Genomic DNA, 26,183 nt, shown 5'->3' on the forward strand with positions numbered 1-26,183 from the left:
ACTCTCGAGACTGACCATCTCAAAAGCGGTCTGCTGGGGGGAGGGTTTCTTCAACATACCCCATTGAATCAAAAGTCCCCGCATAAAGCGAGGACTTTCAATCACTTTGTCAGCAGTCTGAGCGGAGGCGCATCAGCGTCTCCGCTTTTTTGTTTTTGGGTCCGTTTTTCCTGTGCTGACTATCCACAGAGGTGTGACGGCGATCACATTGTCTGTGCTTTGTAATTGATTGGTTGTAGCGGCGTGGGGTTGCCAGCTGAACGCTCGCCTCTGGTATGTCATTCCTTCCCGAAATAATCGATAAAATAAATAATAATATCATAGTCTTAGGGTGAGTCGTGTTCAGGTTTGGTGTCATCCTGTTACGGTGATGTACTTAGGGTTGCGCACTCCAGGGTTGTACGTTTTGAAGAGTTTGACTGGGGTGTGACAGGCGCGAAGGGGGCTGTTTAAGTTGTGTCGAAAAAGACACAGCCGAATATCACTGATTTCTAATTGAGTTCTTATTACGAGATACAACCTTGCGGCTCACAGCGCCGTGAGGCATCAACAGTGGCGTTGGCGCTAGACGAAGCGTTTGGATCATTTCACCGGGGGCGGTGAGGGGTTGATCCAAGCCACCAGCGACAACAGGGGTAAGAGGAAGTGAAAGCCTGCTCCAAACAGTGCTTTCAAGAACTTCTTCAACACAAATTAGAGACTCTTTAGAGGTCAGGACACATGAAAATTAAAGCACTTCTGCTTGCAACTGCTGGTTTTGCTGTTGCAGGTTCCGCATCCGCTGCTGATCTGCCAGTAGTAGCTGAGCCAGTAGACTACGTACAGGTTTGCGACGCATACGGCGCAGGCTTCTTCAAGATCCCAGGTAAGGACACCTGCCTGAAGATCGGTGGTCGTATCCGTACTCAGATCGTTTCTGACAACCTGAACGACAACGACGACACAACAAAGTACTCTGACTACGACGCATATGTTCGTGGTTATCTGTACCTGACTTCCATGACCGACACTGAAATCGGTCTCATCAAGACCTACACCGAGTTCTACAGCGAGTGGGACGAAGCTGGCGACAGCGCTTCCAAGGTTGGTTCTGCATACGTTCAGTTCAACACCTCTGCTGCTGACATCCTGATCGGTCGCACAACTTCTGCGTTTGACGGCTTCACTGGCGCTGTTGATGTTGGTGCAATTGGCCGTAACTGGTCTGATGAATCCACTCTGCAGATTACTGTGTCCAAAGCACTGGGCAATGGCGTGACTGCTGCGCTGTCTGTAGAAGATTCTTCTTACCGCAATGGCGATAGCAACTCTGCAAACTTCGTAGGTAAGATCGGTATCTCTCAGGGTTGGGGTTCCTTCGAGGTTGCTGGTGCTGTTCACAATCCGGTTGCAGGTGTTTCCTGGGACCACGATGATAACGATGCTACACCCGATCTCTTCGCGAAGTCCGAAAACGATATGGGTTACGCGATCCGTGGTACTGCAACCTTCAACCTCGACATGATTGCTCCAGGTGATGCGTTTGTGTTCCAGGCTGCATACGCGGACTCCGCAGCATCTTACCTCGGTATTTCTGCACCTGAAGGTTCTGATGAGATCGAGACTTTCGGCTTCGATGTACTTGGTGCAAAGGGTTACGCTCTGGGCGCTGGCTTCACCCACTACTGGACGTCTACCATTGCAACGTCCATTGACGGCTCCTACGCGTCTTTGGATATTGACTACAATGGTTTGGAAGCTGACATCGACCGTTGGGCAATTGACGCTTCCATCGGTTGGTACCCAGTTTCCGGTCTGGTTATCGCCCTTGACGGTGGCTTCGCTAACACCGAACTCGACTACAAGGCAGCTGCTGCCGACGACGTCGACTTCGACGAAGCTAAGATCGGTGCACGTGTACAGTACACCTTCTAATTTGACTTAACCGTCATTTAGATCGAGAAGGGCAGGCCTTTGGTCTGCCCTTTTTGATTCCGGGTTGGACAAAAGTGGCCGCAGAGCCGATGGATCAGGCCGCGCGAGGCGATCCCAAGGCAAGACCTAGCATGGTGAACGAAGTGTTAAGCCCTTGTTGCGCAGGACCTATCTGCGGTTCTTTGTTGCTCATGTTTCTTTAAGTTATTGATTTGAATGCGCAATTTTTCAGGGTGAGGGTGCTTCTGGAAGTCCCTAAGCAAATTGCACTGCATACTATTCGGGAATGGATTGCCCTCTACAGGGCAAATAAGCTGAGGGTGTGACGCTCGACACAGACCAACTACATGAGGTGGTCATATAACAGCCTATAAGATTTCTCTGATTGGAGTTTGGTGTCCTGACCTTCCAATCAGTCTCTGGCCCGGTGGTTCCAACCCACCGGGCTCCCCCTGACCACCCCTCAGGGGCCCTACAGGATGCGCCTTACTCACCTGGTGTCCGCGCCGGGATTTTTGAGTTTGCCTCCCAACGGCGCGCCTTGCCTCCCACACATGGTCTTGCTTGCCGGGCGCTAGGGCGTTTGCTCTGCGCTCCTGTTCCCTTTTGGGGGGCGGAGCGGGGAGCTGCACCGTGCCTTTGGTTGCCTCCGCTATTCCATTCCCTCAATTCTTGGTGCTGGTCTTGGGCAGTCTGAAACCTGCCCCCTTGCGTTTGATACTGTAAGGTCTCAGGGGCAGCCGCTGGACAGCGCGCACCGCCCAATCCCGTGTCGGCGGCCATTTACCTCTTGAACCTTTTGGCAATTCAACCACCTACGCTCCCGGCCTTGTCTTGGCAGTACCGTTTCACCTTGAAAGAACGTGCCCTCAGTATCCATGGGCTGTTTCCGGTGGCTACGGAAAAGCCTCTAACAGATGGCCTCCCTTCATTTGCAGGTCCCGCGTATTTCAGCCCTCAATCTGCAGAATTGTTTGAATTGCCCATTGTCGCAATTGTCTAGCTGTTCGCTGCTGATCTTTTTCAGTCAGTCATTTTGCAATTGATTTTTTTCTCCGCCGCTTTCTCCTGAGCGCTTTTTACTGCTCTCAAGGGGAGTGAAAGCCGGAGAGGGTCTTCCAGAGAGGGCACTGGGATGTTTCGTGGAACGATTTTTTTGCCGCTAGCCGTTATTGGTTTGGGTTCACATGCGGACGCTGCAGATCTAGCGCCATTCCCGCCCGTTGTTGAGCCGATTTCATATGTTCAGGTATGCGAGCGCTATGGTGCCGGCTATTTTGTCATTCCGGGAACCGAGACCTGCTTGCGGGTAGCGGGGCGCATTCGCACCGATGTCCAGTTTCAGGATTTTGGCAGCCGTCCCAGCAATTGGTCACAGCGCGATGAGAACGATGTTCGTTTTCGTGCAAGGGCTTATGTGTATCTTGATGCCTTTACAGAAACCGAGTTCGGCTTGTTGCGCGCCTACAGTGAAACAAGGTTCACCAGCGACAGCGATACGGTCCGTGATGATGACGAAGCTGACACACTGGTCGATCTGGAGGTTGGCTACATTCAGTTCGGTGGGTTCACCTTTGGCCGCACGCAGTCGTTCTTCGACTTCTTCACGGGTGCCACCTACGGCGCGGTAGACCGGAACTTTTCCGATGACAAAACGTGGGTCGCAGCCTACACCGCCTCGATGGGCGGTCCAGTATCCTTCTCAGTGTCTGTTGAGGACATTTCAGAGCGGGTGAACGGTACATTCGACGCCGTCACGGACCTCGATGGCTCCGGTGGTAACCGTTGGCCAGCAGGCGTTGTCGCGCTTCGCGGCGCGGACAGCTGGGGCTCTGCCCAGGTCTCCGCTGCCATTCAGGAGGCCCGGCCCCTTTCTGCTGCGGCAGACAGTGAAGTGGGCCTTGCTTTCGGCGCAGGGGTGATCTTCAACTTGCCGATGCTTGCTCAAGGTGATGCGCTTGCCTTGCAGGTTCAGTACGCAGAGGCCGCCATGTCCTACATCGGCGCGACCGATGTCTTCGATAGTTACTACGACGGAACAAGAACCAGAAAAACAAAGGGTTTTGCCCTGTCAGGCGGCTTCACGCACTACTTCACACCGGAAGTGCGAACAGACTTTGACGCCAGCTATGCACAGGTAGATACGCCGCGCGGTGCCCCACAAAACGACTACACGCGGTATGCACTCGACTTTGATGTGGCGTGGACGCCGGTTCCAGGCCTGGAGTTCGGCGTGGACATTGGATACGCCAATATCGATCCCGACAATGAAAAAACCTCGGAAGAAGCGAGTGCCATTCTTCGTGCTCAAAGAACCTTTTAAGGTAGTGCGTCTGGTTTCTTTGACCGAAGTTTGATGAGGGGGCTGGGCAACCAGCCCCTCTTTTCGTGCTTAAAGTTCTGCCAGAAAGCGTTCAATACGTTCTTGAACCGCCGCGCCCCAAAGCAAGGGCGCATGGCCTTCCTGTGCCACTGTGTGCATGTCCATTTCCGGGTGGCGCTCCTGCATGGCCTGTGCGGTGCGCTCGCTCAGGAGCGGCGAGTTGGAGCCCCTGATCAAGAGGTGAGGCATGTCCTTCAAGCCGTCAAACAGCGCCCACAGGTCCACCTCTGGTGTGGCTTTGGCCGCATCCAGCAGCGCGTCTTTCAAATGCGCGTCATAGGAAAGGCGCAGGCCTTCTGGCGCTTCCTCATAAAACTGACAGGCGGCGTCCAGCCAGTCCTGATCGGATAGGGCAGTAAAGCTCTGGGCATACAAAGACTTCAGCCGCGCTACAGCGTCCTCCCAATTGGGTTCGGTCATCTTTGAACCAACAGAGTTGACGATCCACTGCAAGGCGTTCTCGGGCAGTTCCGGACCAATGTCATTCAGGATTGCGCCTTTCAATCGGCCCTTGTGGCGGTAGCCAAACGACATCGCGTGCAGGCCGCCTCGGGACGTGCCAAGCAGCACATAATCCTCGATGCCTAAAGACGTGAGGCCAGCTTCAATGTCCTCTGCCTCTTGCGGAAGCGAATAACTGGTGTAATCCGCCGCATACTGGGACAAGCCGCGCCCGCGATAATCCATGGCCACCACGTAATGGCCCTGATCGCTGAGATGTTTGGCAACACGGTAAAAATCGCGGGTGTTTCGGGTCAGTCCGGGCAAGCAGACCACGGGGAGTACGCCCGATTTTCTCTCGCCCCATGTGTGTGCAGAAAGCATCAAGCCATCATTGGCGGTCCAGTTGTGATGACCAGCGCCTTCCAGCTTCAAAATGGAATGGTTTACCTGCAATTGGTCGCTCATCTCGCCTCCTATGCACACCAAGGGTGTGATCACGCCAGATTAGTCTAAAACCACTGCGTGCAGGCTAGATGACCTTGGGGTGGATGTCGCCTGAAAAAACTTAACGCGCTTAACCGCGCGTCAAGTCCATGGTGATGGCCAGAGGTTTGTTTTCCAGCTTGAGGCGGTACATTTGCAGGTTCTCGGTGATGCGCTGCACATAGCTGCGGGTCTCACCGTATGGAATGAACTCAACCCAGTCTACAGGGTCGACGCGTGGGTCACGGGGGTCGCCAAACCGTTCAATCCACTCATAAACTTTGCTTTTCCCAGCGTTGTAGGCCGCAAATGTGAGAATGTAGGAGCCGCCGAACTCTTCCACCAACTCGCCAAGGTGGGCCGCGCCCAAAGTGGCGTTGTAGGCGGGGTCGGAGGTCAAGCGCGATGTGCTGTAGGAAAGGCCAATGTTGCGGGCGGTGGCCCGTGCAGTTCCAGGCATCAGCTGTAGCAAACCCAGCGCACCGGCGTGGCTCTTCGCCTTCGGGTTAAACGCGCTTTCCTGGCGGGCAATGGCGTAAACCATTGGCTTTTCAACGCCGTGCTTGATTTGCGTTTTTGCCGGGATCGCATTGGTCGGATAGGCGAGGGAGCTTGCAGAAGGGCGCGTATCGTAGGCGATCTTGCCCACCATCAGGGCCCACTGGTGCAGCTCCTTGGCTTCTGCCATTTCCGCCAGCAGGCGAACTTGCGTATTGGTTGGCAGGTGTTCGGCCAAGTGCTTGTAAAGCAGCAGGGTATCGTTGTGGTGGCCTGCAGCGTCCATGCGGCGGATAGCGCGCACCATGTCATTGTTGTTGAAGGCAGCGCGTTCAGCAGCACTTATCTGCGGCACATTTTGCACGGGGATCTGGTTGATGCTGAGCTTTGCCAGCGCCAGTTGGCCATAATAAGCGGTATGGTAACTTCCCGCTTTCTGGTAGGTCGCAATGGCACCAGTGCGGTCGCCTTCAGCTTCCTTGCAGCGCGCCATCCAGTAGTAGGCGCGAGAAAGCGTGATCGGCGTTTCAGCGACCTCTGTGATCTTGCGAAAATGCTTTTCCGCCCGGCGTGGGTCCTTCAAGAACTGCAGAGCATACCATCCGGCGTGCCATTCGGCCTCGGTAAACTCCAGCGCGGATTCGGCGGCGTGTTCGGCGGCAATCTCATAGGCCAGCTTCGGCTTGCCAGCTTCCACCATTTGGCGGGACACCACACGGCGGTGGTTCCACCAAGCATCCGGGTCATACAGCTCATCTGCATCCGTTGGGGCTTTTTGCAGCAGCTTTGCTGCTGTGTCATAGTCGCCCCGAGAGCGGGCAATGCTGATCTTGGCGTAAAGCGCACCGGCTTCGTTGCGCATGGAGCGGGGCAGGTTGGTCAGCAGCCGTTCGGCGTTCTTTTCGCCGCGAATTTGAGCAACGCGGGCCTTCACATAGGCCTGTTCGTCGCGAGAAAGCTTGGACACGAAGCGCAGAGCACTGTTCGTGCGCTCCCGGTAGAGGAACATTTCAACGCGGGCGCGATAGTCTTCGCGGGTCAGCAGGCGGGCGAAAGTCGTGCCTATGTCCTTCTCCAAACCACCTTCAAGAAGCTCTTTGTGCCAAATGGGGCGGATCAACTGCCGAGCCGCGCCATTGTTGCCAACGGCCAGCTGCGCCTTCGCGAGAGCGATCTTGCCCAACATGCTCTCAGGTTGGGTGTTTCCGAATGCTGCGATGATGTCGCGGGGCGGCAGATTGGAAGCAGACAGAGAGGCTTCTGCGCGGGCGCGGGCAATCTTGGGTGATGGCCAGTGCGGCGCAGAGGCCGCAAAATTCGTGATGTACTGTGTTGGAACGCGCGGTCCACCGGCAACCATCAGTCGCCAGTCGATGATGCGGCGGTCCAGATTGTCTGGCATGCGGTTGCGGGCGTTTATGGCCTGTTCAATGCGGCCCTTTTTGATGTCGTCCAGAACGGCATCCAGCTGTGTGGCCGGTGTTGTGGCGTCGGGCACGTTCCACTGCTGGTTCTGCAAGATTACTTGAGACTGCAGTTGCTGCTGCGGGGTGGCTTGCGGGCGGATCTGATTCCGGTCGATCAACGCCATGGGCTCGGAAGCAGGGGAGGTGGCGGCACCAAATCCCGGCTTGGAGCGCGGTCCACCGTTCGCGGCATAGGCGGACACATAGGGCGAGCCCGCAGTGGTGCCTTGCGCTTGTGACACGGTTTGCTTGAAGGGGTTTGGTGCCGGTGTTTGGGAAACGTAGTGCTGCGAGGCTTCCACCGTTTGAATGGTGGCCGCACCCGCCAAAACGAAGGCAGCGGTGCTCACGCTTGCAAGAAAAACTCTAGTCATGGGCATCGGTGGTTGGCCTTATGGTCGCTGAACTCAAAACACTTGGACCCTTCTCCCCACAAAAAGGACCAATCTTCAATTCCCCTCTATAGAAAGCAAGTGCCATAAAAATGGTAAATGAAGGTTTAATTGTGGCTCGTTGCCGCTAGGTGTTTTTGCTTGTGTTCGAATAATAAAATAGCGGAGAACTAGGCAAACGAATCTTATAAGAGATTGCGTTGACCATTGATGAAGGTGTACGGGCTAAGTATGGTGGCTCGCCCAATATCAATCGTGGGTCACATTTGGGAATTTATTTGACTGCTATCCAACGAGGAACCTGAAATGTTTAAGGGATCAATCACCGCACTTGTCACTCCAATGAGGAATGGTGCCGTGGATGAGAAAGCTTTCATGGACTTTGTGGATTGGCAGATAAAACAGGGCACCCACGGCCTTGTGCCAGTGGGGACCACCGGTGAAAGCCCAACCCTGTCTCATGACGAGCACAAGCGCGTCATTGAGATGTGCATTGAAGCTGCAGCAGGGCGCGTGCCGGTGATGGCTGGTGCTGGTTCCAACAATCCGGTTGAAGCAATCGACTTTGCCAAGTTTGCCGAAGCAGCAGGTGCCGATGGCATTCTGTCCGTGACGCCATATTACAACAAGCCAAATCAGGCGGGTCTTAAGGCGCATTTCAAGGCAATTGCCGCTGAAACCAAGCTGCCGGTCTTCATCTACAACATTCCGGGGCGTTCGGTCATCGACATGACTGCCAACACCATGGCAGAGCTTTTCAAGGAAGTGCCGAACATTGTCGGGGTGAAGGATGCGACGGCGCATCTTGATCGCGTGTCCGAGCAACGTCATATGTGTGGTAAGGATTTCATCCAGCTGTCTGGCGAAGACATCACGGCTCTGGGCTTCAATGCTCATGGCGGTGTCGGCTGTATCTCCGTAACGTCCAACGTTGCGCCAAAGCTCTGCAGTGAGTTCCAGGAGGCAACGCTTGCTGGTGACTACGCCAAGGCGCTTGAGATCCAGGACCGCTTGGCACCTTTGCACCATGCGCTGTTCATTGAGCCAAATCCGACCGGCGTGAAGTACGCGCTGTCGCTGATCGGCAAGATGGAAAACGAACTGCGCATTCCGCTGGTTCCTGTTTCGGAAGAAACACAGGGCAAAATCCGTGCGGCGATGGTGCATGCAGGTCTGATCGACTAATGAATTCGGGCCGAGCCATGGTGTTCGGCCCAACACACTCAAGGAAGAAGAATGGCTGCCCAAAAAGGGGGGGCTCCCGGGCGCAAGGTTGTTGCTGAAAACCGGAAAGCCCGTTTCAACTACGAAATTGAAGAGGTATTCGAGGCCGGTCTCGAACTCAAAGGCACCGAAGTAAAGTCTCTGCGTCAGGGGAAAAGCAACGTGGCAGAAAGCTATGCGGCTGAGTACGGCGGAGAGATGTGGATTTACAACCTCTATATCCCTGAGTACACGCAGGGAAACCGCTTCAATCACGAACCGCGTCGTCCACGTCGCCTTCTCATGCATCGGCGCGAGATCAACAAGCTTGCAGGTGCTGTTCAGAAGGAAGGCAAGACCATCGTGCCGCTCAAAGTCTACTTCAACGAGACTGGGCGCGCAAAACTCGAAGTCGCTCTTGCCCGCGGTAAGAAGGTTCACGACAAGCGCGAAACCGAAAAGAAGCGCGACTGGAATCGTGAGAAGCAACGTTTGCTCAAGACAGGAGGATAACTCTCCGGCTTGCGAGAGTTATCCCCGTCTCGGCATTTCCCAGCGCTTTTGAGGATAGTGGGGCATAACATGGTCACGGTTGCGGTTGCTTCCAAAAACCCGGTCAAGGTTGGGGCAGTGGAAGAGGCCTTTCGGGCTATGATGCCCAAGGCCGAGCTGGAGTTCATCGCGCTGGATGTTGAGAGCGGTGTGCCGGACCAGCCCATTGGCGATGAGCAGACCCGTCTGGGGGCTGTAACGCGCGCAAAAAATGCCAGTTTCATTCAAACCGACGCAAATTTTTGCGTTGGCCTTGAAGGCGGCATCGCCACCGTAGACGGGCAGGCCTACACCTTTGCCTGGATGGCAGTTCTGGCACAAAATCAAGAACTTGCGACCAGTCGTTCCGTCATGCTGCCGCTGCCGGCTTCTGTCATGGAAAAGGTGAACGCCGGCATTGAACTTGGTCATGCAATTGATGAAGTTTTTGGAACGACCAACATCAAGCACAAGGGCGGGGCGTTTGGAATCTTTACCGAAAACCGTCTGACGCGGCAGTCTGTTTACGTGGACACGCTGGTGTGTGCGTTGTTGCCCTTCACCAATCCGGCATTTTCCGTTAGATAAGCCTGATTGTTTTATTCCCGTTGGATTTAGGGGAGCGGGCTGAAGTATCCCCTTAACGGCTGTCAGCGCACAGTACCGTCAGTTGAGCGTATGCGTGGAACTGGCGGACGTGGAAGCACTTTTCCTGAAAGTTCTGAGTGTTGTCTTCCCGGTGGTGTTCGTTGGCGGGGCAGGGTTTCTCATTGCCAGACTGCGGATACCCTTTGATGTGAAGGTGGTCAACAGCATCGTCTCGAACTTGGCAATGCCCTCGCTTGTCATGTCGCACCTTGCCGCACAACACATTTCGTTTGCTCAGTTTTCTCAGATGATGCTGGCGGCCTTGGTCGGCTTGTGCTGTTTCATGGGGCTGGGCTTCATCTTTCTGAAGGTGGTCGGATTTCCGGTGCGCACCTACCTGAACGCGCTCACCTTTGCCAATGTGGGCAATGTGGGCCTTCCCATCGTCTACTTTGCATTTGGCAGCACGGGCCTTTCCTATGCGTTGGCATTCTGGGTCGTGGTCGTGCTTGGGTTATTCACGGTGGGCACATGGTTGCCGCAGCACTCTATCACCTTCAAGCGGGTGCTGACGGCGCCCAATATCTATGGTGTCATCATCGGCCTCACGTTCATGGCAATGGACTGGTCGTTCCCTGCGCCGCTGAACAGTGCTTTGACCCTTTTGGGTGGAGCATGCATTCCGCTCATGCTTTTGACCCTTGGCTTCAGCATTGCCAGTCTGAACTACGACATGCTGATCACAGGGGCTTTGATCGCAGTTTTCCATCTTGTGGTGGCCATTTTTCTGGCATCTGGACTTGTTCAGCTCTTCGGCTTCACCGGTGCTGCGAAAGGTGCCTTTGTCCTTGAAATGCTCATGCCGAGTTCGGTCTTCGCGTACCTCATGGCAGAACGTTATGCCCCTGAAACCTCTGGTCACGTTGCCAGTGTGGTTCTGTTTTCAACCCTGTTTGCAATGCTGTCTTTGCCCGTCGCCCTGGCTGTCTTGATGAGGTGAGTCCGGCTCTAGATGCGAAAAGAGCCCGGGGATACCGGGCTCTTTGGGCTTATAGATCGTTGCCGCCAAACTTGTTGCTTCGCGGGAAGCCGTTGGGCGGCAGGCGGCCCGCTTGTCCCCGGTCGCCGTACCAATCCTGAAGCTCTTCAAGCGTCCTGCTGAAGGTCCGTCCGGAGCTGTCGAGCCAAGTCAACCCTTCGCCGCCTGGGAATGTCTTCGCGTCGGAAATGCCGCCATCACGATAGCGCTGCAAGCGCACGCCCCGGCCGCGTGTCATTTCCGCAATCTGGGCCAATGGGAACACCAGAAGTTTGCGGTTCATGCCGATCACTGCCACGTGGTCACCGTTTACAGGAACGCAGAGCTTGGCTTCACTCGGTGCCGTAACATTCAGAACCTGCTTACCTTTTCGGGTGTTGGCGATCACGTCTGCTTCTTTCACGATAAAGCCGCGTGCCTCATCGGTAGAGATCAGCAGTTTGCGTTCAGGTTTATGGACGAAGAGGCTTAGGATGTCCTGTGCTTCGTCCATGTCGACCATCAAGCGCACCGGTTCGCCGTGGCCCCGGCCACCCGGCAACTTGTCCGCGCCAAGCGTAAAGAACTTGCCGCCGGTGGTGAACGCGAGCAGCTTGTCCGTGGTCTCGGCATGGAAGGAGAGCTTGAGGCTATCCCCCTGCTTGAAGGTGAGGGTAGAGACGTCTTGGACATGGCCTTTCAGAGCCCGGATCCAGCCCTTTTCAGAGAGGACAACCGTAATGGGCTCCTTCTCGATCATGGCCTGCTGGATGTCTTCCAGATCGTGGTCATTGGCATTACCGAAGTCGGTTCTGCGTTTGCCGAGTTCGGTTTCCGGACCGTAGGCCTTGCCAATTTCTCCCACAAGCTTGGAGACGCGGTTCCAGAGTTTCTTGTCGGAACCGAGCAATGAAATCAGGCCATCGCGTTCCTTGGAAAGCTTGTCGTGCTCCTTGCGGATTTCCATTTCCTCGAGCTTTCGCAGAGAGCGCAAACGCATGTTGAGGATGGCTTCGGCCTGAACTTCGGTCAGTTCGAACGCCTTGATCAGTTCGGCCTTGGCGTCGTCCTCTTCGCGGATAATGCGGATAACTTCATCAAGGTTCAGGAACGCAATCAGATAACCATCAAGAACTTCAAGGCGATGGTTGATCTGACCAAGGCGATAGTTGGAGCGACGAACGAGGACTTCTTTCTGGTGTTCCAACCATTCCTGCAGAACGGCCTTCAGGCTCATGACCTTCGGCACAACGCCCTTCGAGAGCACGTTCATGTTCAGGGAAAAGCGGTTTTCCAGATCTGTCAGCTTGAAGAGCGAAGCCATCAACAGTTCTGGGTCCACATTCTTGTTTCGAGGGATCAGAACGAGGCGCACATCCTCAGCAGACTCGTCGCGAACATCTTCCAGAAGGGGCAGTTTGCGTGCCGTCAGAAGTTCCGCGATTTTTTCAATTAGTCGTGATTTTTGAACGAGATAGGGGATCTCTGTTACGACGACCTGATAGGTGCCGCGGGTGCCTTCTTCCTTGTACCACTTTGCACGCACACGGAAGCTGCCACGGCCCGTCTTGTAAGCCTCCAGAATGCTGCCATTGTCGTTGACAATGGTGCCGCCCGTTGGGAAATCCGGGCCTTTCACAAACTGGAGGAGCTCTTCGGTTTCAGCTTCAGGCTTGTCGATGAGGAACCGGCTGGCCTCGCACAGCTCGAAGACGTTGTGCGGTGGGATGGACGTCGCCATGCCCACGGCAATGCCGGTAGAGCCGTTTGCCAAGAGATTTGGGAAATTACCTGGAAGAACAACGGGTTCCTTATCAAGTCCGTCATAAGTCTCCCGGAAATCGACTGCGTCGTCGTCAAGGCCATCCAGAACCCGCTTGGCCACATCGGTCATGCGTGCTTCGGTGTAACGCATCGCCGCAGCGCTGTCGCCGTCGATGTTGCCGAAGTTTCCCTGACCGTCGACCATTGGGTAGCGAACGGAGAAGTCCTGAGCCAGGCGAACCAGCGCGTCGTAGATCGCGGCGTCACCGTGCGGGTGATATTTACCCATCACATCACCGACCACACGGGCGCACTTCTTGAAACCGGCTCCCGGATCAAGTTTCAAAAGGCGCATGCCATAAAGGATGCGGCGGTGAACGGGTTTGAGGCCGTCACGCACATCCGGAAGAGCGCGGTGCATGATCGTGGTCAGAGCGTAGGAAAGATAGCGCTCCTCAAGCGCGTCCTTCAACTCGATCTGTTCAGGGGCGTCGTCGCCAGTCAGTTCTTTTCCCATGGAAAATGGGTTAGCGCGTGTACCCTAAACTGGCAATGGTTCTGCTGCAGTGACCCACGGAAAACTGCAGGAATTGGGGATTTCTGGATGGAAACTACCTAGTGTGAGGCGGTGGTAGGCGCCGCCTTCAATCAGGAGGTGGCGCTGACTTGGCTTCGAGGGAACTGACGAAGTTATCGCGGGCGACGGGCCAGGTGAGGCCGCGCGGTTCAAAAACCCACTTGAACAGGAAGTAGCCTGTCATTTTGAAGGCGCAGTTGATGTCGGCCGCCGAAAGATCCTTTGTGGATGCTGCACGCATCTCTGAGGCTTTCAGGAAGTCGGGAAGCGGGAAAAGCTTGTCGCGGTAAGGTTCTCCCGCACTGCTGCACACCGCCCGGCCAGAGCGGGGCGAAACCCAAATCAGATCATCGGTTTGTCCTGTTGCGGCGCATTCCGTCAAATCGAGGCCAAAACCGAGTTCATTGAGGAGCAGTAGCTCAAAGCGGGCGATCAGTGCGCCGGCGAGGATCGGATCTTCCAGATTGTCCAGCGTTACATCCAGAGCATGGAACAGCTGCGGATGCGGATCGCGTTCAGGCAGTAACCGGAGCAGGGCGCACATGGACTGCAGGGCATGTATCGACAGCGCCTCCTGCATTAGGTGAGCCGCGCGCAGGTGTATCGGTTCGGCGGAAAAATTGCCCAGATGCTCATCGAGCCGGGCCCGCCATGTGAGGGAGAGGTGGTTGCCCAACTGCAGGGCAGGCTGTTGGCGGCGGGAACGCCCGCCGCGCACGAGACCAAGGCATCGTCCTCTATCCGGGGTCATGACCTCCAGAATGATGTTGGAGTCGCCATGTTTGCGTGCTCCGATAACGATGCCTTCTGCGGTCCATTGCATGTCGCAGGTGTTCCTTCCGGCTTAGTTGGAAGGAAAGTCGAGGCCCATGTTGCGATAGCGCTCTGGGTCATCAGCCCAGTTTTCACGGACTTTGACGAACAGGAACAGGTGGATTGGCACCTCAAAAGCCTCGGCCATTTCCTGGCGGGCATTTTGCGAAATGGTCTTGATGGTCTGGCCACCTTTACCAAGCACGATGCTCTTCTGGCTGTCCCGTTCCACGAAGATGGTTTGCTCAATGCGCACGGAGCCATCGGGCTTTTCTTCCCAGCTGTCGGTTTCTACAGTTGAGATGTACGGCAGCTCCTGATGGAGGCGCAGGTAGAGCTTTTCGCGGGTGATTTCGGCCGCCAACATGCGCAGTGGAATGTCAGAGGCCTGATCTTCCGGATAGAGCCATGGGCTTTCCGGCATCCGGTCGCCAAAGTACTTCAAGATATCGGTGGTGCCGCTGCCCTTGAGGGCCGATACCATGAACGTATCGTCGAAGATTGTGTACTCGTTGGCTTTTTTGGCGAGCTCAAGCAGCTTTTCACGCGGTGTCAGGTCGATCTTGTTGAGGATCAGCACCTTCGGCAAGCGGATGTTCTGGAGCTCTTCCAGTATCTTCTCAACATCGCTGTCGATACCTCGTTTGGCATCGATGATGACCGCAACGATATCGGCATCACGAGCGCCGCCCCATGCGGTGTCGACCATCGCGCGTTCAAGGCGGCGCTTTGGGGTGAAGATACCCGGTGTGTCAACGAAAACGATCTGAGCCTCGTCTTGCATGGCGACACCGCGGATCATGGCGCGGGTGGTCTGCACCTTGTGTGTGACGATGGAGACCTTGGTGCCAACAAGCTGGTTAAGCAGTGTTGACTTGCCTGCGTTTGGAGCTCCGATCAGCGCCACGAAGCCTGCACGGGTATCGTTTTGCTGTTCGGAGAGGGCTTTGAAGACAAAGCCGTCGTCGTTCGGATCGTTTTCGTTGTTCGTCATTGTGTCTCTTAAGAGTTCCAAACGCCTTCGCGGCGTAAGATCAATTCGGCCGCTGATTGTTCAGCAACACGTTTTGAGGCGCCGCACGCTTCACCCGGATCAACACCTTCCACGGTGACGCGGATGTTGAATACGGGGGCATGGTCCGGGCCTGAGCGGTCTACCACTTCATAGATCGGGGTAGGGCGTCCCTTGGACTGGGCCCATTCCTGCAAGGTGGTCTTTGCATCCCGCAATGGTCCTTTATAGGATAGCATGCGCCCTGCAAAGTGAGTGTTTACAAACTTGTTTGCGGCTTCAAATCCGCTGTCCAGATAGATGGCAGCCAGAATGCTCTCACACATGTCAGCCAGAAGCGCTGTCTTGCCACGCCCGCCGCTTTGGCATTCGGAATCGCCAAGGCGCATGTGATCGCCAATCTTCAGCTCGCGCGCTACTTCAGCACAGGTCTCTTTCTTGACCAGCTGATTAAGCCGTCTTGCCAGCTCTCCTTCTTCCGCATGCGGGAAATGTTTTTCCAACATGGTGGCGACTGACAATCCAAGCACACGGTCGCCCAAGAACTCCAGACGTTGATAGCTCTTCAACGGCGCGTCAGAAGCAGGAAGGGCGCTGGCATGCGACAGCGCCTTCTCCAACAGGGATTTGTCCTTAAAACTGTATTGGATCCGTTTTTCAAGAGCTTCGTCGGATACCTTTTTCTTTCTTGCGTTCATCGTTTGAACTCAGAGTCTCCAGTACGTCTGCGCACTGAACGCTAGAGCGTGTCGCCCAAGCGGTCCCAGCGAACTGACCAAGGCCATTTCCAGACCATCCATGCGGGGGTTCCCTCCTCAATAGAGAAGAAGATGATCTCGGCGCGGCCAACAAAGTTTTCGTAGGGCACGTAACCAACTGCGTCCAAGACCCGGCTGTCCGCCGAATTGTCGCGATTGTCCCCCATCATGAAATAGTGACCCGCTGGTACTTTATAAATACCCGTGTTGTCGTTTGCGCCATTTTGCGTCAAATCCAGTGTTTGGTAGCTGACGCCATTTGGCAAAGTTTCGAGAAAACGCGGCACGCGTCGGGTGTTTCCGAAACGGTCTGTCTCGACGAAATCGTCCATACGCTCCCGTTTTACCGGGATGCCATTGATGTTCAGGACGCCGTCGATCATCTGGATCTCGTCGCCCGGTAGTCCAACTACCCGCTTGATGTAGTCGGTTGCGTTGTCGGTCGGCAGTTTGAACACGGCGACGTCGCCCAGCTTTGGCTCAGCGCTCCAAATGCGACCTGAGATTGGTGCCAGACCAAATGGGAAAGAATAGCGGCTGTAACCGTAGCTGTACTTGGAAACAAAAAGATAGTCACCAATCAGCAGAGTGTCCTTCATGGAGCCGGACGGGATGTTGAATGGCTGAAACAGGAAGGTGCGGACAATCAACGCCAGCAGCAATGCCTGTGCAATCACTTTAATAGTCTCGTAAATGCCGCCGTCCTGGGCCTTTGTCTTGTTGGACACGCTCATTTCAATCCTTATTGCGGGAGGTATCACCAAGTTCAGAGTATCTTGGTGAGTCGATGCAAAACAATGACAGAATACTTGATGGCACTCTTAGCCTTTTGAAAGGCACTGTGCAATGTTCCCTCAACTTTTAACTGGGACTGGACGCGGCCAATCCTGTGGCCAAGCTGTCATGACAACAAAGGCTTGGGCGAGGGGGTAGTCATCTGTGATGGTTAATTCGATGTGAGGCAGGAAACCTTCCGGAACCATGGCGTCAAGCCGCGCTTGCGCGCTGCCGACCAGCTCGATGGTAGGTTTGCCTGATGGGAGGTTGACGACACCCATCTCCCGCCAGTTGACGCCCATGCGAATGCCGGTGCCAAGGGCTTTGGAGCAGGCTTCCTTGGCTGCAAAGCGCTTGGCATAGGAGGCTGCACGTTGGGCGCGTTTGTCTGACTTCTCGCGCTCTATTTCGGTAAATACGCGGTTTGTGAAGCGATCTCCAAAGCGTTCCAGTGTCTTTTCGATGCGGCGGATGTCGCAAAGGTCGCTGCCAATTCCAATAATCATGGGTCGAGGCTCCTCGATGGGCCAAAATGCATGTTCTATAAAAGGTAAGGGGCCGATAGGGTGGTTGCTAGTCCTGTTCTGTTTTCACAGCAGAGGCAGCCTTCTCGCGATGCAGCTTTGCGAAGGCGGCTGCTTTCTGGCGGAGTTGCAGACGGTGGCGACGTGTTTTCTGGTAGGCGGCCACGGAAAATCGAACAACCACATAACAGGTGACGCCCGCTACGATGCCCAGAGGTATGCAGCCCACCAGCATTGGCTTTATCAATGGCCACAGGGCATCAAGAGAGTGTTCCAGAAACCCCTTGGACATGACAAGGGGGTGGTGAGACATGTGGGCGGGTTCCCCGTGCAGGACGAAGGTGCCCAGTTTGTAGGTGGAGGCCCAGATAAACGGGAAGGTGAGCGGGTTGCCCACTGACGTTCCCAAAGCTGAAGCCAGAATGTTGCCACCGATGATGAAGGCAATGGCTGCGGCGATGAGAAAGTGAAAGCCGATTAGCGGGGTGAAGGACGTGAAGGCGCCTGCCGCAAAGCCCAAAGCAATGGTGTGAGGGCTGGCGCTCAGGCGCAGCACCCGCTTCGAGAAGTACTTGACCGAACGCAACCAGCTGTGGCGCGGCCACACGGCAACGCGCAGTCGCTCCATATGGCTCGGGTTCTTTCGGCGTTTAAAGAGCATTCGTTTTACAGTCCAAAGCTTCGGTCTCGATCCTACCCTGACACCGGATTGCCGATGCTAATGGCGGGAATCGCTTGCAGCTGTGCTGGGATCCTGTCTGCAGGATATGCCGGAACAGTCAAATCTATCAGTGAAACCAAAGGCAAATCCAGATTGGCGTCCCCGGCGGACCTGTCGATCAAGCAGCACACACCTACAGCTTTCATTCCTAAGCTTTCTAAAGCGTGAATGGCCTCGCGACTTGAAGCGCCTGTGTTGACAACATCCTCAACAACCAACAGGCGTGCCCCTCGTGTCAGGTCCGATCCGATGAGCTTGGTCTGACCTCCATCCTTTTCCATCCAGGTGGAAACCAGATCAAGTTGTCGCGCCAGTTCGTATCCCAAGACCATGTTCGCCCGGCTGATGGATACGATATGGTCAAACGGTTCCACCGAACTGACGCGGAGCTTTCGCTCAAGCTCTTGACAGAGCCTTTGCAGATGACACGGGTACATGAAGAGGCGGGATCGATCAATCAGAGTAGGACTGCGTAACCCCGAGGGCAGGATGAAATGTCCTTCTGAAACTGCTCCGGTTGATCGCAGTGTATCGAGGACTTCATCCCGCGTCATTGTCATCCGACCCATCCTTCTTCTTGTTGTTATGCTAGCCGTTGACCCTCACTGCCTTTGAGACGTTGGGCTTGGACCGCAGATGATTAAGGATCCTGTTGAGGTGCTTCAGATCCCACACTTCCAGATCGATCAGCATCTCGTGGAAGTCCGAGGCCTGCCGGATCATCTTAAGATTATCGATGTTTCCTGAACAATCACTGATAACCTTGGTGATGGTGGCAAGGGAACCGGGCTCATTTACGGCGAACACGCTAATTTGAGCAGGGAACCGTTCTGGTGCATCGGGGTCGATGTCCCAGCGTACATCCAGCCAGCGATCCGGCTGATCATCAAACTCCTTCAGATCCGGCGACTGGATTGGATATATGGTAATTCCGACGTCCGGCGAGAGAATGCCTACAATTCGATCACCTGGAACTGCGCCGCCGTTCGGAGCAAAGCGGACTGGAAGCGAGTTGGTCAGGCCGCGAATTGGCAGAGAGTTGGCGCTCTCATTGCCTGCCTCGGGGATCTTGAACTTGACGGAGGCACCTTCGCTGACTTCAAACCAGCCTTCTGAAGCGGAGCCGGCCGGCAGGACCTCAACAGCGCGTTCGGCAATGCCGTCCGTTTCCGCATCTGGGTAAAGCGTTGTCAGGACGCTTGAAGCGGAGACCTCGCCGCGGCCGACGGCGACGATCAGGTCCTGAGTGGTTTCCTTATCGAAGTGGGCAAGATAAGGCTCCAGCTCTGCTTCGACGAAGTGCTTTTCACAGCGCTCAAAGGCGCGTTCCAGAATGTGCTTTCCAAGGCCGCCATACTGCTTTTTCGCGGAGGCGCGTGTGGCTCTGCGAATGGCTGCACGCGCTTTGCCGGTAACGGCGATGTTCTCCCAAGCAGGAGGCGGGGTTTGGGCCTGAGAGCGCACAACCTCGACTTCGTCACCGTTGTTGAGTTCTGTTACCAGAGAAGTGATGTGACCATTGACTTTGCAGCCGACGCAGGTGTTGCCGATATCCGTATGAACAGCATAGGCAAAGTCGATTGGCGTAGCGCCTTTGGGGAGCGCGATCAAACGCCCCTTCGGCGTGAAGCAGAACACTTGATCGTGGAACAGTTCAAGCTTTGTGTGTTCCAGAAACTCTTCCGGCGTATCACCTTGCGAAAGCATGTCGATGGTAGACCGCAGCCAAGCATAGGCGCGGCTGTCCGTCGAAAGCTGCGAGATATCTCGGCCACCCGTGACCCCGTCCTTGTAAAGCGCGTGGGCTGCAATGCCGTTTTCATTGATACGGTGCATGGCGTATGTGCGGACTTGAAGTTCCACACGTTGGCGCTTGGGGCCGACCACAGTTGTATGGATCGACCGATAGTCGTTCTGCTTTGGGGTTGAGATGTAGTCCTTGAAGCGACCGGGAACGCAGGGCCAAGCTGTATGGACGACACCCAGGACCCGGTAGCAAGCCTCAACCGTCGTTACGATGATCCGAAAGCCGTAGATGTCTGAGAGCTGTTCAAAGCCGAGTGACTTTTGCTGCATCTTGCGAAAGATGGAGTAGGGGCGCTTTTCGCGGCCACTGACCTCTGCCGTGATACCGCGTGCAGCCAGGCGTTCCTGAAGATCGGTTTCAATGTCTGCAATAAGGCTTTGGTTCTTCTCGCGAAGCTGGCCCAAGCGCTCTTTGATCGTTTCAAAGGCCTCAGGGTAGAGGGTCTCGAAAGAGATGTCCTCCAACTCCTCACGCACTTCCTGCATCCCCATACGGCCTGCAAGCGGAGCGTAGATCTCCATGGTCTCTTCTGCAATGCGGCCGCGTTTGTGCTCCGGCATGTGATGCAGGGTGCGCATGTTGTGAAGGCGGTCGGCAAGCTTCACCAGCAGCACGCGCACATCATCAGCGATCGCGAGCAGAAGCTTGCGGAAGTTTTCCGCTTGCTTGGCCTTGCGAGATTCAAGATCCAGTCGCTTGATCTTGGTCAGGCCGTCAACCAGCTTGCCGATCTCCTCGCCAAACAGCTTGTCGATCTCGGCTCGGGTGGCATCCGTGTCCTCAATGGTGTCATGAAGGAGCGCAACAGCGACTGTTGCGTCGTCCAACTTCATGTCGGTGAGGATCGCTGCGACTTCGAGTGGGTGAGAAAAATAGGGGTCACCAGACGCGCGGGTCTGGGAGCCATGCTTTTGCATGGCATACACATAGGCCTTGTTGAGGAGCGCTTCATCCGTGTTAGGATTGTAACGGCTTACGCGCTCAACAAGTTCGTACTGACGCATCATGTTGGGGCCGCTCAAAAAATTTCAAAAGCTTTGGCCGGCACCGGAAAGAAAAGGCGCCGACACTGCCGGCGCCGACATCAAGCTACTCTATAACTTAATAGTCGTCGGAACGCTCTGGTGGGACAAGACCTTCAAGGCCTTTCAGCAGATCTTCTTCCGTCATGCGGTCGAATTCCACTTCGTTGTCGTCAACAGCGTTGATCTGCACTGCCTGCGGGTTGGATGGAACCATTGGGGCAGTTTCGGCTTCAGGCTCATCCACTTCAACGAACTTCTGAAGGGAATGGATCAGATCTTCTTTAAGGTCTTCGGGGCTGACGGTCTGTTCAGCAATCTCACGAAGCGCCACAACTGGGTTCTTATCGTTATCGCGGTCGATCGTCAGCGGGGAGCCGCTGGAAATCATCCGGGCGCGATGGCTGGCAAGCAGCACGAGCTCGAACCGGTTTTCGACCTTGTCGATGCAATCTTCGACGGTCACGCGCGCCATGCGAACACTCCATTTTTGAGGAAAATTAGTTGGCCACTCATAATTGGCTTTTTTCCGATACGCAAGACCTACAGGTAGTCTTTTGCCTAGAATGGCTAAAAATCATCATTACGTCAACGTATCCGCGCCTTTGTGAATGAGTGAGATATATGTGAAACTCACTGATCTAAACGGTTATTTGACGCAGGGTTTTGGAATTGAAGATGTAGGGCAGTGCTACTTGAGCGAGTTTCATCGATCCCAAGGTAAAGGTTGACGGGAGCAATCAGTAGAAATTAGGCAATTTTGAGATTTTTGGCTTGGGAAGCCACGGTTCCTGTTAATTTTAACGAGTATCGATCTATAAATTTTATTTAGCCTAGATTAGGGTCGACTTCATGAGTCGGAAGGCATTGGCCAAATTTTAACAGGTGCCGGATTATCTTCTGCAGCAAGTAAAACATATGAAAGTGTGTGCGCAAGCTTTGTCTTGTTGTGGCGACGAAGATGAACGGTAACTGCGAGAGTTAAACTAAATATAATCCCATTTATTTCGGCAGTATTTTTGCTCGTAATTTTTGGGTAGTATGTGGTTATTCGTATTTTGAATTGTGGCAGTGGTTACTGTGCAGCGGAAAGGTTAAAAACAAAATGTTCGATCCCCGCGAGAAGGTTGCTTTATTTATTGATGGCGCAAATCTTTACTCGACTGCGAAGGCGATTGGGTTTGACATCGATTACAAGCGACTTTTGAAGGAATTTCAGGCTCAGGGCTATTTGCTCCGGGCTTACTACTATACTGCTCTGGTTGAAGAGCAGGAGTACTCTTCTATTCGTCCGCTGATCGATTGGCTTGACTACAACGGCTATAAAGTCATTACGAAGCCGGTCAAAGAATTCGTGGACTCCACCGGTCGCCGCAAGATCAAGGGCAACATGGACATCGAGCTTGCAGTAGATGCCATGCAGATGGTGGATCATGTAGATCACATTGTACTGTTCTCTGGCGATGGTGACTTCCGTTCGCTTGTTGAGGCGCTGCAGCGTAAAGGCCGTAAGGTATCTGTTGTTTCCACACTTCAGACCCAGCCGCCAATGATTGCAGACGACCTTCGCCGTCAGGCAGACCACTTCATCGAGCTGGCGTCCTTGATGCAGCGCGTTGGCCGCGATCCGAATGAGCGTCCTCCTCGGGTAGAGGAAGACGATATGGACGACGACTACTAGTACACGATCGAGGGCTGGGCTTCCCAATGACCCTTGAAAGGAATTACAAGGAGCCGCGTGCGGGGTGTAGAGCCTGTGCGCGGCTCTTTGCGTTTCGGCGGGAGGTCGCAGCGCAAAACCCAGAATGGTTCAATGCTCCTGTTCCGGATTACGGCGCCTCAAAGCCTCAGCTTATTGTGGTTGGGCTTGCGCCCGGATTGAAAGGCGGAAACCGGACCGGGATCCCATTTCAAGGCGACTTTTCCGGGCTATTGCTTTCAAGAGCCTTGGTGGAGGCCGGACTTGCACGCTACCGTGATGAGGCCGCACCCGAGGGCGGCATATGGGCGGACCATGTACTCATCACCAATATCGTTCGATGTGTACCGCCACAAAACAAGGTAACCGCGCAGGAGATCAAGAACTGTAACCCGTTTTTTGTGCGCATGCTGAAGGCCCATAGAAACGCCTCGGCATTGTTCGCGGTTGGTCGGCAGGCTCATGATGCGATCTTGCGTGCTTATGGGGTGCCGATTTCAGCTTGTCCGTTTGCGCATGATTGTGAGTGGGATTTGCCGGATGGCAAGCGGCTGTTCAGCAGTTACCACTGCTCGCGCTATAACATTCAAACGAAGCGTTTGTCTGAAGAAGAGTTCTGCAGGCAGCTGAAGAAAGTCGCGGCCTTCATCAGGGCGCAAGACACCGAAGTCTAGTTTATTTGTCGTCGGGTGGGTCTACGCGCTGCCAGCCATAAGCGCCCAGATGTTCTTGTGGTTGGAAGCGTTCTTTGTACTTCATCTTTGGCGAGCCATCGACCCAATATCCCAGATAAACGTAGGGGAGGCCAAGTTGCTTGGCGCGGACAATGTGGTCGAGGATCATGAAGGTGCCCAAGCTGAGTGCAGTTTGCTCGGGATCGTAGAACGAATACACCATGGACAGGCCGTCGCACATGCGGTCTGTCAGGGCAACGCCCAAGAGCGGCCCTTCGCCTGCGCCAGTGATGAATGTGTCGGGCCCTCGGCGGCGATACTCAATGACGGCCGTGTTCACGTGGGTGTCTTCCACCATCATGGAATAGTCCATAACACTCATCTCGGCCATGCCACCGTCGTGATGGCGTGAGAGCAAGTAAGACCTGAAAAGGTCGTACTGTTCCGCGCTTGGGCCTGCGGGCAGTTCCGCGCCAACCAGACACTGGTCGTTTTTCCAAAGGCGCTTGAAGGACTTGGTCCATTTGAAGTCATCCACGCACACGCGCACAGAAATGCAGGCTCTGCAGTCTTCGCAGGCCGGGCGATAGGCAATGTTCTGTGATCGGCGGAAACCGCCTTGTGTCAGAATGTCATTCAATGAAGCCGCACTTGGGCCAACGAGATGCGTGAAGACCTTTCGCTCTTTGCGATCAGGTAGGTAAGGGCAATCTGAGGGAGCCGTCAGGTAGAACTGAGGGTTATCAAATGGCTGTCGTGTCACGCAACCGCTCCGGAGGCCAAGTATTCATTCACAGACTATAATACCATGGCGCGATTAATGAGAAGGTCAACCATATGATAACTGCAAGGGGTGTTCCAGCAATTATGAAGTCACTGAATCTATAGTGGCCCGGTCCCATAACAATCAGGTTGGTTTGATAGCCAATCGGCGTTGCAAAAGAACAGTTCGCCGCCATGATCAGGCAGACGATGAAGGGTTCTACAGGGGTGCCGGAACGATGGGCCATATCAATGGCAATGGGTGTAAAGAGCACCGCTGTTGCATTGTTTGACAAAAGATTGGTCAGCACAGCCACTACTGCAAAAAGCAGGGAAAGCAGGACTGCGGGCGAATAGCCGTCTGCCAATGTCACCAGATAGGCTGAGATGAGCGAGGCACCGCCTGTTGCCTCCAGTGCCAGCGACGATGCGATCGACGATCCAATCAGCATGAAAATACGGCTGTCGATGGTGCGAAGGGCCTGACGCACATTGAGGCAGCGTCCGGCAATCATGCCGAAGGTTGCTGCAACGGCGGCAACAACAATCGGCACCATGCCCGTGACTGCTAGCGTAATCATGGCGGCGAAGATGCCAAGAGCGCGGCGGGCATATCGGCGTTGAGGCACTTCAACTGTCGACCAATCGAGAAGAAGGACGTCACGATTGCCGCGCAAGCGATTTATGTTTTCCCGGTTGCCGCCGATCAGCAGTACATCGCCCGACTCCATTCGGATGTCGCTCATGGGCATGCGCGGCATACGGCTGCGGCGCTGAAGGCCGGTAACCACACAACCGGTTTCTGCTCTAAAGCCAGCCTGAGAGATTGTACGGCCAATCAGACGGGAGCCCGGTGCCACCACTGCCTCAGCCAGAGCAAGGGTTCCGGTTGGAATGCTGCTCGTCTCCTGCTCGGAAGTGTCTTCATCTGCAGAGGTTGGCTTCAGGAGTGGCTGGCGGTCGCTCAGGGCGCGGGTGAGGGTGCTGCGCGTAGCTGCCACGATTACCGTGTCACCCGGGCTCAGAACCACGTTCTCGAATGGGGGAAGCAGAGGGCGCTCGCCGCGCTGAACGAGGCGGACAGTCATGTCCTTGAGTTCCGGGAAGAGACCTGCAACGGCTTTGCTGCCCACCAGAGGATGCCCAAAGACGATTGGAATTTGCGCAATGAACTGCTTGCCGCTTTGGCCTTGAAACTCTTCTGCCATGGTTTTGCGCGGTGTGAGGATGCGCGGCAGGATGAAAAGCACATAAATGGAGCCGACAGCAGCGAGCATGGCTCCCAGCTGCGTGAAGGTGAAAAACTCGATTTGCACTTCACCGGTCTGGTTGGCGACATTTGCGACGAGCAGGTTGGTGGACGAGCCAATCATGGTGGTCATGCCGCCGAGGATCGTGATGAACGACAGTGGCATCAAAATCCGCGCAGGCGAGGTGGCGTGCGCTGTTGCGATGGCCGTCAATATGGGCAGTACCATGACAACAACAGGCGTGTTGTTGAGAAAGGCGCTCATGGCTCCCACAAGGATCAGCAGCGGGCTGGCCGCCAGCCATTTGCGATGTCGCGTTACATCGAGAATGAACTGAGAGGGCTTTTCCAGAGCATCGGTCTGAAACAAGCCCTGACCCACGATCAACAGCGCGATCACTGTGATGAGCGCCGGGTTCGCAAAGCCTTGAAGGAAGTCCGAGACCTCGAGAGTCTTTCCTTGAAACTCTTGGGGGAATATCAAAAAGAGAAGCATCAGGGCCACGACCTGGCCCAGTGCAATGATCTCAATGGAGAACCTTTCCGTGGCATACAGCACGATTGCTGTGCCAATGATCAGAAAGGTCAAGATCATCGGTATCTCAGAAAACCCCATTGCATCCCCGTGTTTCGAGTCATCGACCCCTATTCCTAGTTGGTAATGGGAGCGAGGTCACGAACCAAGTTTTATGAGATGGTCGAGGGTTTACCGTCTTTCCACTGAGGAATTTACAATCACGCTGCCAAGGATCATGTCATGCAGCAAGCGTTTGCGGTCACTGAACAGAGAAATCAGCAGGATCAACGGGGTGAGCAGGGCGACCGAAAACCAAAACAGAAGGGCATGGATGGCCGCGAAAAGCGGATAGGGCTTCATCCCGTTGGTAAGACGCATCTCGAGGCCCATGGCGCGCATGCCAGGGGTGGCTGCATTGGGCCCGCCCAATGTAAAAGCGGTGTAGCAAAGAGCGACTGCCTGCCAAATGATGGGCAACAAAAGCCATGCCAGACCCAGTGTGAAGATCCCGAGTAGGAACACAAAGACTGAGGCGATGGTGGTGAGGATCAAAATGGCAATGACATCAATAAAGAATCCAAACATCC

Annotated in this window: 23 protein-coding genes; 8 read left to right on the forward strand and 15 right to left on the reverse strand. The window is 54.8% G+C overall.

Going from position 1 to position 26,183, the window contains the following annotated elements:
- The first annotated feature begins 720 nt into the window (after positions 1–720).
- Positions 721–1,914: a porin gene (locus Q3Y58_RS02795; RefSeq protein ID WP_319620923.1), complete on the forward strand. Its 1,194-nt coding sequence runs from the start codon at positions 721–723 to the stop codon at positions 1,912–1,914.
- Between the two features lie 1,135 nt (positions 1,915–3,049).
- Positions 3,050–4,237: a porin gene (locus Q3Y58_RS02800; protein WP_319620925.1), complete on the forward strand. Its 1,188-nt coding sequence runs from the start codon at positions 3,050–3,052 to the stop codon at positions 4,235–4,237.
- Between the two features lie 69 nt (positions 4,238–4,306).
- Here Q3Y58_RS02800 and Q3Y58_RS02805 read toward each other — a convergent pair whose 3' ends face one another.
- Entirely contained in the window at positions 4,307–5,206 is a 900-nt protein-coding gene (locus tag Q3Y58_RS02805; protein ID WP_319620926.1) for an alpha/beta fold hydrolase, read from the reverse strand.
- 109 nt (positions 5,207–5,315) lie between these two features.
- Entirely contained in the window at positions 5,316–7,562 is a 2,247-nt protein-coding gene (locus Q3Y58_RS02810) for a lytic transglycosylase domain-containing protein (RefSeq protein ID WP_274216452.1), read from the reverse strand.
- A gap of 324 nt (positions 7,563–7,886) precedes the next feature.
- On the opposite strand from Q3Y58_RS02810, the gene dapA reads away from it, so the two are divergent.
- From dapA to Q3Y58_RS02830, 4 genes are all read left to right on the forward strand, one after another.
- On the forward strand, positions 7,887–8,765 hold the full coding sequence (gene dapA, locus Q3Y58_RS02815) for a 4-hydroxy-tetrahydrodipicolinate synthase (RefSeq protein WP_319620927.1): 879 nt from the start codon (positions 7,887–7,889) through the stop codon (positions 8,763–8,765).
- Between the two features lie 51 nt (positions 8,766–8,816).
- On the forward strand, positions 8,817–9,296 hold the full coding sequence (gene smpB, locus Q3Y58_RS02820) for an SsrA-binding protein SmpB (RefSeq protein ID WP_274216454.1): 480 nt from the start codon (positions 8,817–8,819) through the stop codon (positions 9,294–9,296).
- Between the two features lie 69 nt (positions 9,297–9,365).
- Entirely contained in the window at positions 9,366–9,902 is a 537-nt protein-coding gene (yjjX, locus tag Q3Y58_RS02825) for an inosine/xanthosine triphosphatase (protein ID WP_319620930.1), read from the forward strand.
- 94 nt (positions 9,903–9,996) lie between these two features.
- The gene (locus Q3Y58_RS02830; protein ID WP_319620931.1) at positions 9,997–10,902 is read left to right on the forward strand and encodes an AEC family transporter; all 906 of its coding nucleotides are present in this window, start codon (positions 9,997–9,999) and stop codon (positions 10,900–10,902) included.
- A gap of 49 nt (positions 10,903–10,951) precedes the next feature.
- On the opposite strand, the gene parC is transcribed toward Q3Y58_RS02830, so the two are convergent.
- The 10 genes from parC to rpoZ form a co-directional block, all read right to left on the reverse strand.
- Positions 10,952–13,201: a DNA topoisomerase IV subunit A gene (parC, locus tag Q3Y58_RS02835; RefSeq protein WP_319620932.1), complete on the reverse strand. Its 2,250-nt coding sequence runs from the start codon at positions 13,199–13,201 to the stop codon at positions 10,952–10,954.
- Positions 13,202–13,328: 127 nt separating this feature from the next.
- Positions 13,329–14,084, reverse strand: coding sequence for a DNA repair protein RecO (gene recO, locus Q3Y58_RS02840; protein WP_319620933.1), 756 nt, complete (start codon positions 14,082–14,084; stop codon positions 13,329–13,331).
- Positions 14,085–14,105: 21 nt separating this feature from the next.
- Complete coding sequence (gene era / locus Q3Y58_RS02845) at positions 14,106–15,068, reverse strand: GTPase Era (RefSeq protein ID WP_319620934.1); 963 nt, start codon at positions 15,066–15,068, stop codon at positions 14,106–14,108.
- Between the two features lie 8 nt (positions 15,069–15,076).
- On the reverse strand, positions 15,077–15,784 hold the full coding sequence (gene rnc, locus Q3Y58_RS02850; RefSeq protein WP_274216461.1) for a ribonuclease III: 708 nt from the start codon (positions 15,782–15,784) through the stop codon (positions 15,077–15,079).
- A 41-nt stretch (positions 15,785–15,825) separates the two neighbouring features.
- Positions 15,826–16,578, reverse strand: a complete 753-nt coding sequence (lepB, locus tag Q3Y58_RS02855; protein ID WP_274216462.1) for a signal peptidase I — start codon at positions 16,576–16,578, stop codon at positions 15,826–15,828.
- Positions 16,579–16,698: 120 nt separating this feature from the next.
- On the reverse strand, positions 16,699–17,127 hold the full coding sequence (acpS, locus tag Q3Y58_RS02860; protein ID WP_319620935.1) for a holo-ACP synthase: 429 nt from the start codon (positions 17,125–17,127) through the stop codon (positions 16,699–16,701).
- Positions 17,128–17,194: 67 nt separating this feature from the next.
- Positions 17,195–17,806 (reverse strand): DUF2062 domain-containing protein, encoded by a 612-nt coding sequence (locus tag Q3Y58_RS02865; protein ID WP_274216464.1) that lies wholly within the window; start codon positions 17,804–17,806, stop codon positions 17,195–17,197.
- A 32-nt stretch (positions 17,807–17,838) separates the two neighbouring features.
- On the reverse strand, positions 17,839–18,426 hold the full coding sequence (pyrE, locus tag Q3Y58_RS02870) for an orotate phosphoribosyltransferase (protein WP_319620936.1): 588 nt from the start codon (positions 18,424–18,426) through the stop codon (positions 17,839–17,841).
- A gap of 28 nt (positions 18,427–18,454) precedes the next feature.
- Positions 18,455–20,680: a RelA/SpoT family protein gene (locus Q3Y58_RS02875; RefSeq protein ID WP_274216466.1), complete on the reverse strand. Its 2,226-nt coding sequence runs from the start codon at positions 20,678–20,680 to the stop codon at positions 18,455–18,457.
- A gap of 94 nt (positions 20,681–20,774) precedes the next feature.
- The gene (gene rpoZ / locus Q3Y58_RS02880) at positions 20,775–21,170 is read right to left on the reverse strand and encodes a DNA-directed RNA polymerase subunit omega (RefSeq protein WP_274216467.1); all 396 of its coding nucleotides are present in this window, start codon (positions 21,168–21,170) and stop codon (positions 20,775–20,777) included.
- A gap of 630 nt (positions 21,171–21,800) precedes the next feature.
- Between rpoZ and Q3Y58_RS02885 the strand changes: the two genes are divergently transcribed.
- Together Q3Y58_RS02885 and Q3Y58_RS02890 are read left to right on the forward strand one after the other, a co-directional pair.
- The gene (locus Q3Y58_RS02885; protein ID WP_274216468.1) at positions 21,801–22,376 is read left to right on the forward strand and encodes a LabA-like NYN domain-containing protein; all 576 of its coding nucleotides are present in this window, start codon (positions 21,801–21,803) and stop codon (positions 22,374–22,376) included.
- 26 nt (positions 22,377–22,402) lie between these two features.
- Complete coding sequence (locus tag Q3Y58_RS02890) at positions 22,403–23,068, forward strand: uracil-DNA glycosylase (protein WP_319620937.1); 666 nt, start codon at positions 22,403–22,405, stop codon at positions 23,066–23,068.
- A gap of 1 nt (position 23,069) precedes the next feature.
- Here the strand turns inward: Q3Y58_RS02890 and Q3Y58_RS02895 are convergent, their stop codons facing one another.
- The 3 genes from Q3Y58_RS02895 to Q3Y58_RS02905 form a co-directional block, all read right to left on the reverse strand.
- Entirely contained in the window at positions 23,070–23,831 is a 762-nt protein-coding gene (locus Q3Y58_RS02895) for an arginyltransferase (protein ID WP_274216470.1), read from the reverse strand.
- Positions 23,832–23,859: 28 nt separating this feature from the next.
- Complete coding sequence (locus Q3Y58_RS02900) at positions 23,860–25,674, reverse strand: SLC13 family permease (RefSeq protein ID WP_319620938.1); 1,815 nt, start codon at positions 25,672–25,674, stop codon at positions 23,860–23,862.
- 111 nt (positions 25,675–25,785) lie between these two features.
- Entirely contained in the window at positions 25,786–26,181 is a 396-nt protein-coding gene (locus Q3Y58_RS02905; RefSeq protein ID WP_319620939.1) for an RDD family protein, read from the reverse strand.
- Positions 26,182–26,183 lie beyond the last annotated feature (2 nt).

Origin of the sequence: Nesiotobacter zosterae, from assembly GCF_033843645.1 — a bacterium.
Taxonomy (GTDB): Bacteria; Pseudomonadota; Alphaproteobacteria; order Rhizobiales; family Stappiaceae; genus Pseudovibrio; species Pseudovibrio zosterae.

Excerpts from the sequence above, each read along its gene's own strand:
- era (WP_319620934.1), bottom strand. The coding sequence starts at position 15,068 with ATGACGAACAACGAAAACGATCCGAACGACGACGGCTTTGTCTTCAAA.
- Q3Y58_RS02885 (WP_274216468.1), top strand. The coding sequence starts at position 21,801 with ATGTTCGATCCCCGCGAGAAGGTTGCTTTATTTATTGATGGCGCAAAT.
- Q3Y58_RS02810 (WP_274216452.1), bottom strand. The coding sequence starts at position 7,562 with ATGACTAGAGTTTTTCTTGCAAGCGTGAGCACCGCTGCCTTCGTTTTG.
- Q3Y58_RS02865 (WP_274216464.1), bottom strand. The coding sequence starts at position 17,806 with ATGCTCTTTAAACGCCGAAAGAACCCGAGCCATATGGAGCGACTGCGC.
- acpS (WP_319620935.1), bottom strand. The coding sequence starts at position 17,127 with ATGATTATTGGAATTGGCAGCGACCTTTGCGACATCCGCCGCATCGAA.
- Q3Y58_RS02875 (WP_274216466.1), bottom strand. The coding sequence starts at position 20,680 with ATGATGCGTCAGTACGAACTTGTTGAGCGCGTAAGCCGTTACAATCCT.
- parC (WP_319620932.1), bottom strand. The coding sequence starts at position 13,201 with ATGGGAAAAGAACTGACTGGCGACGACGCCCCTGAACAGATCGAGTTG.
- rpoZ (WP_274216467.1), bottom strand. The coding sequence starts at position 21,170 with ATGGCGCGCGTGACCGTCGAAGATTGCATCGACAAGGTCGAAAACCGG.
- Q3Y58_RS02905 (WP_319620939.1), bottom strand. The coding sequence starts at position 26,181 with ATGTTTGGATTCTTTATTGATGTCATTGCCATTTTGATCCTCACCACC.
- Q3Y58_RS02900 (WP_319620938.1), bottom strand. The coding sequence starts at position 25,674 with ATGATCTTGACCTTTCTGATCATTGGCACAGCAATCGTGCTGTATGCC.
- Q3Y58_RS02795 (WP_319620923.1), top strand. The coding sequence starts at position 721 with ATGAAAATTAAAGCACTTCTGCTTGCAACTGCTGGTTTTGCTGTTGCA.
- yjjX (WP_319620930.1), top strand. The coding sequence starts at position 9,366 with ATGGTCACGGTTGCGGTTGCTTCCAAAAACCCGGTCAAGGTTGGGGCA.
- Q3Y58_RS02890 (WP_319620937.1), top strand. The coding sequence starts at position 22,403 with ATGACCCTTGAAAGGAATTACAAGGAGCCGCGTGCGGGGTGTAGAGCC.
- pyrE (WP_319620936.1), bottom strand. The coding sequence starts at position 18,426 with ATGACAATGACGCGGGATGAAGTCCTCGATACACTGCGATCAACCGGA.
- lepB (WP_274216462.1), bottom strand. The coding sequence starts at position 16,578 with ATGAGCGTGTCCAACAAGACAAAGGCCCAGGACGGCGGCATTTACGAG.
- dapA (WP_319620927.1), top strand. The coding sequence starts at position 7,887 with ATGTTTAAGGGATCAATCACCGCACTTGTCACTCCAATGAGGAATGGT.
- rnc (WP_274216461.1), bottom strand. The coding sequence starts at position 15,784 with ATGAACGCAAGAAAGAAAAAGGTATCCGACGAAGCTCTTGAAAAACGG.
- Q3Y58_RS02800 (WP_319620925.1), top strand. The coding sequence starts at position 3,050 with ATGTTTCGTGGAACGATTTTTTTGCCGCTAGCCGTTATTGGTTTGGGT.
- smpB (WP_274216454.1), top strand. The coding sequence starts at position 8,817 with ATGGCTGCCCAAAAAGGGGGGGCTCCCGGGCGCAAGGTTGTTGCTGAA.
- recO (WP_319620933.1), bottom strand. The coding sequence starts at position 14,084 with ATGCAATGGACCGCAGAAGGCATCGTTATCGGAGCACGCAAACATGGC.
- Q3Y58_RS02805 (WP_319620926.1), bottom strand. The coding sequence starts at position 5,206 with ATGAGCGACCAATTGCAGGTAAACCATTCCATTTTGAAGCTGGAAGGC.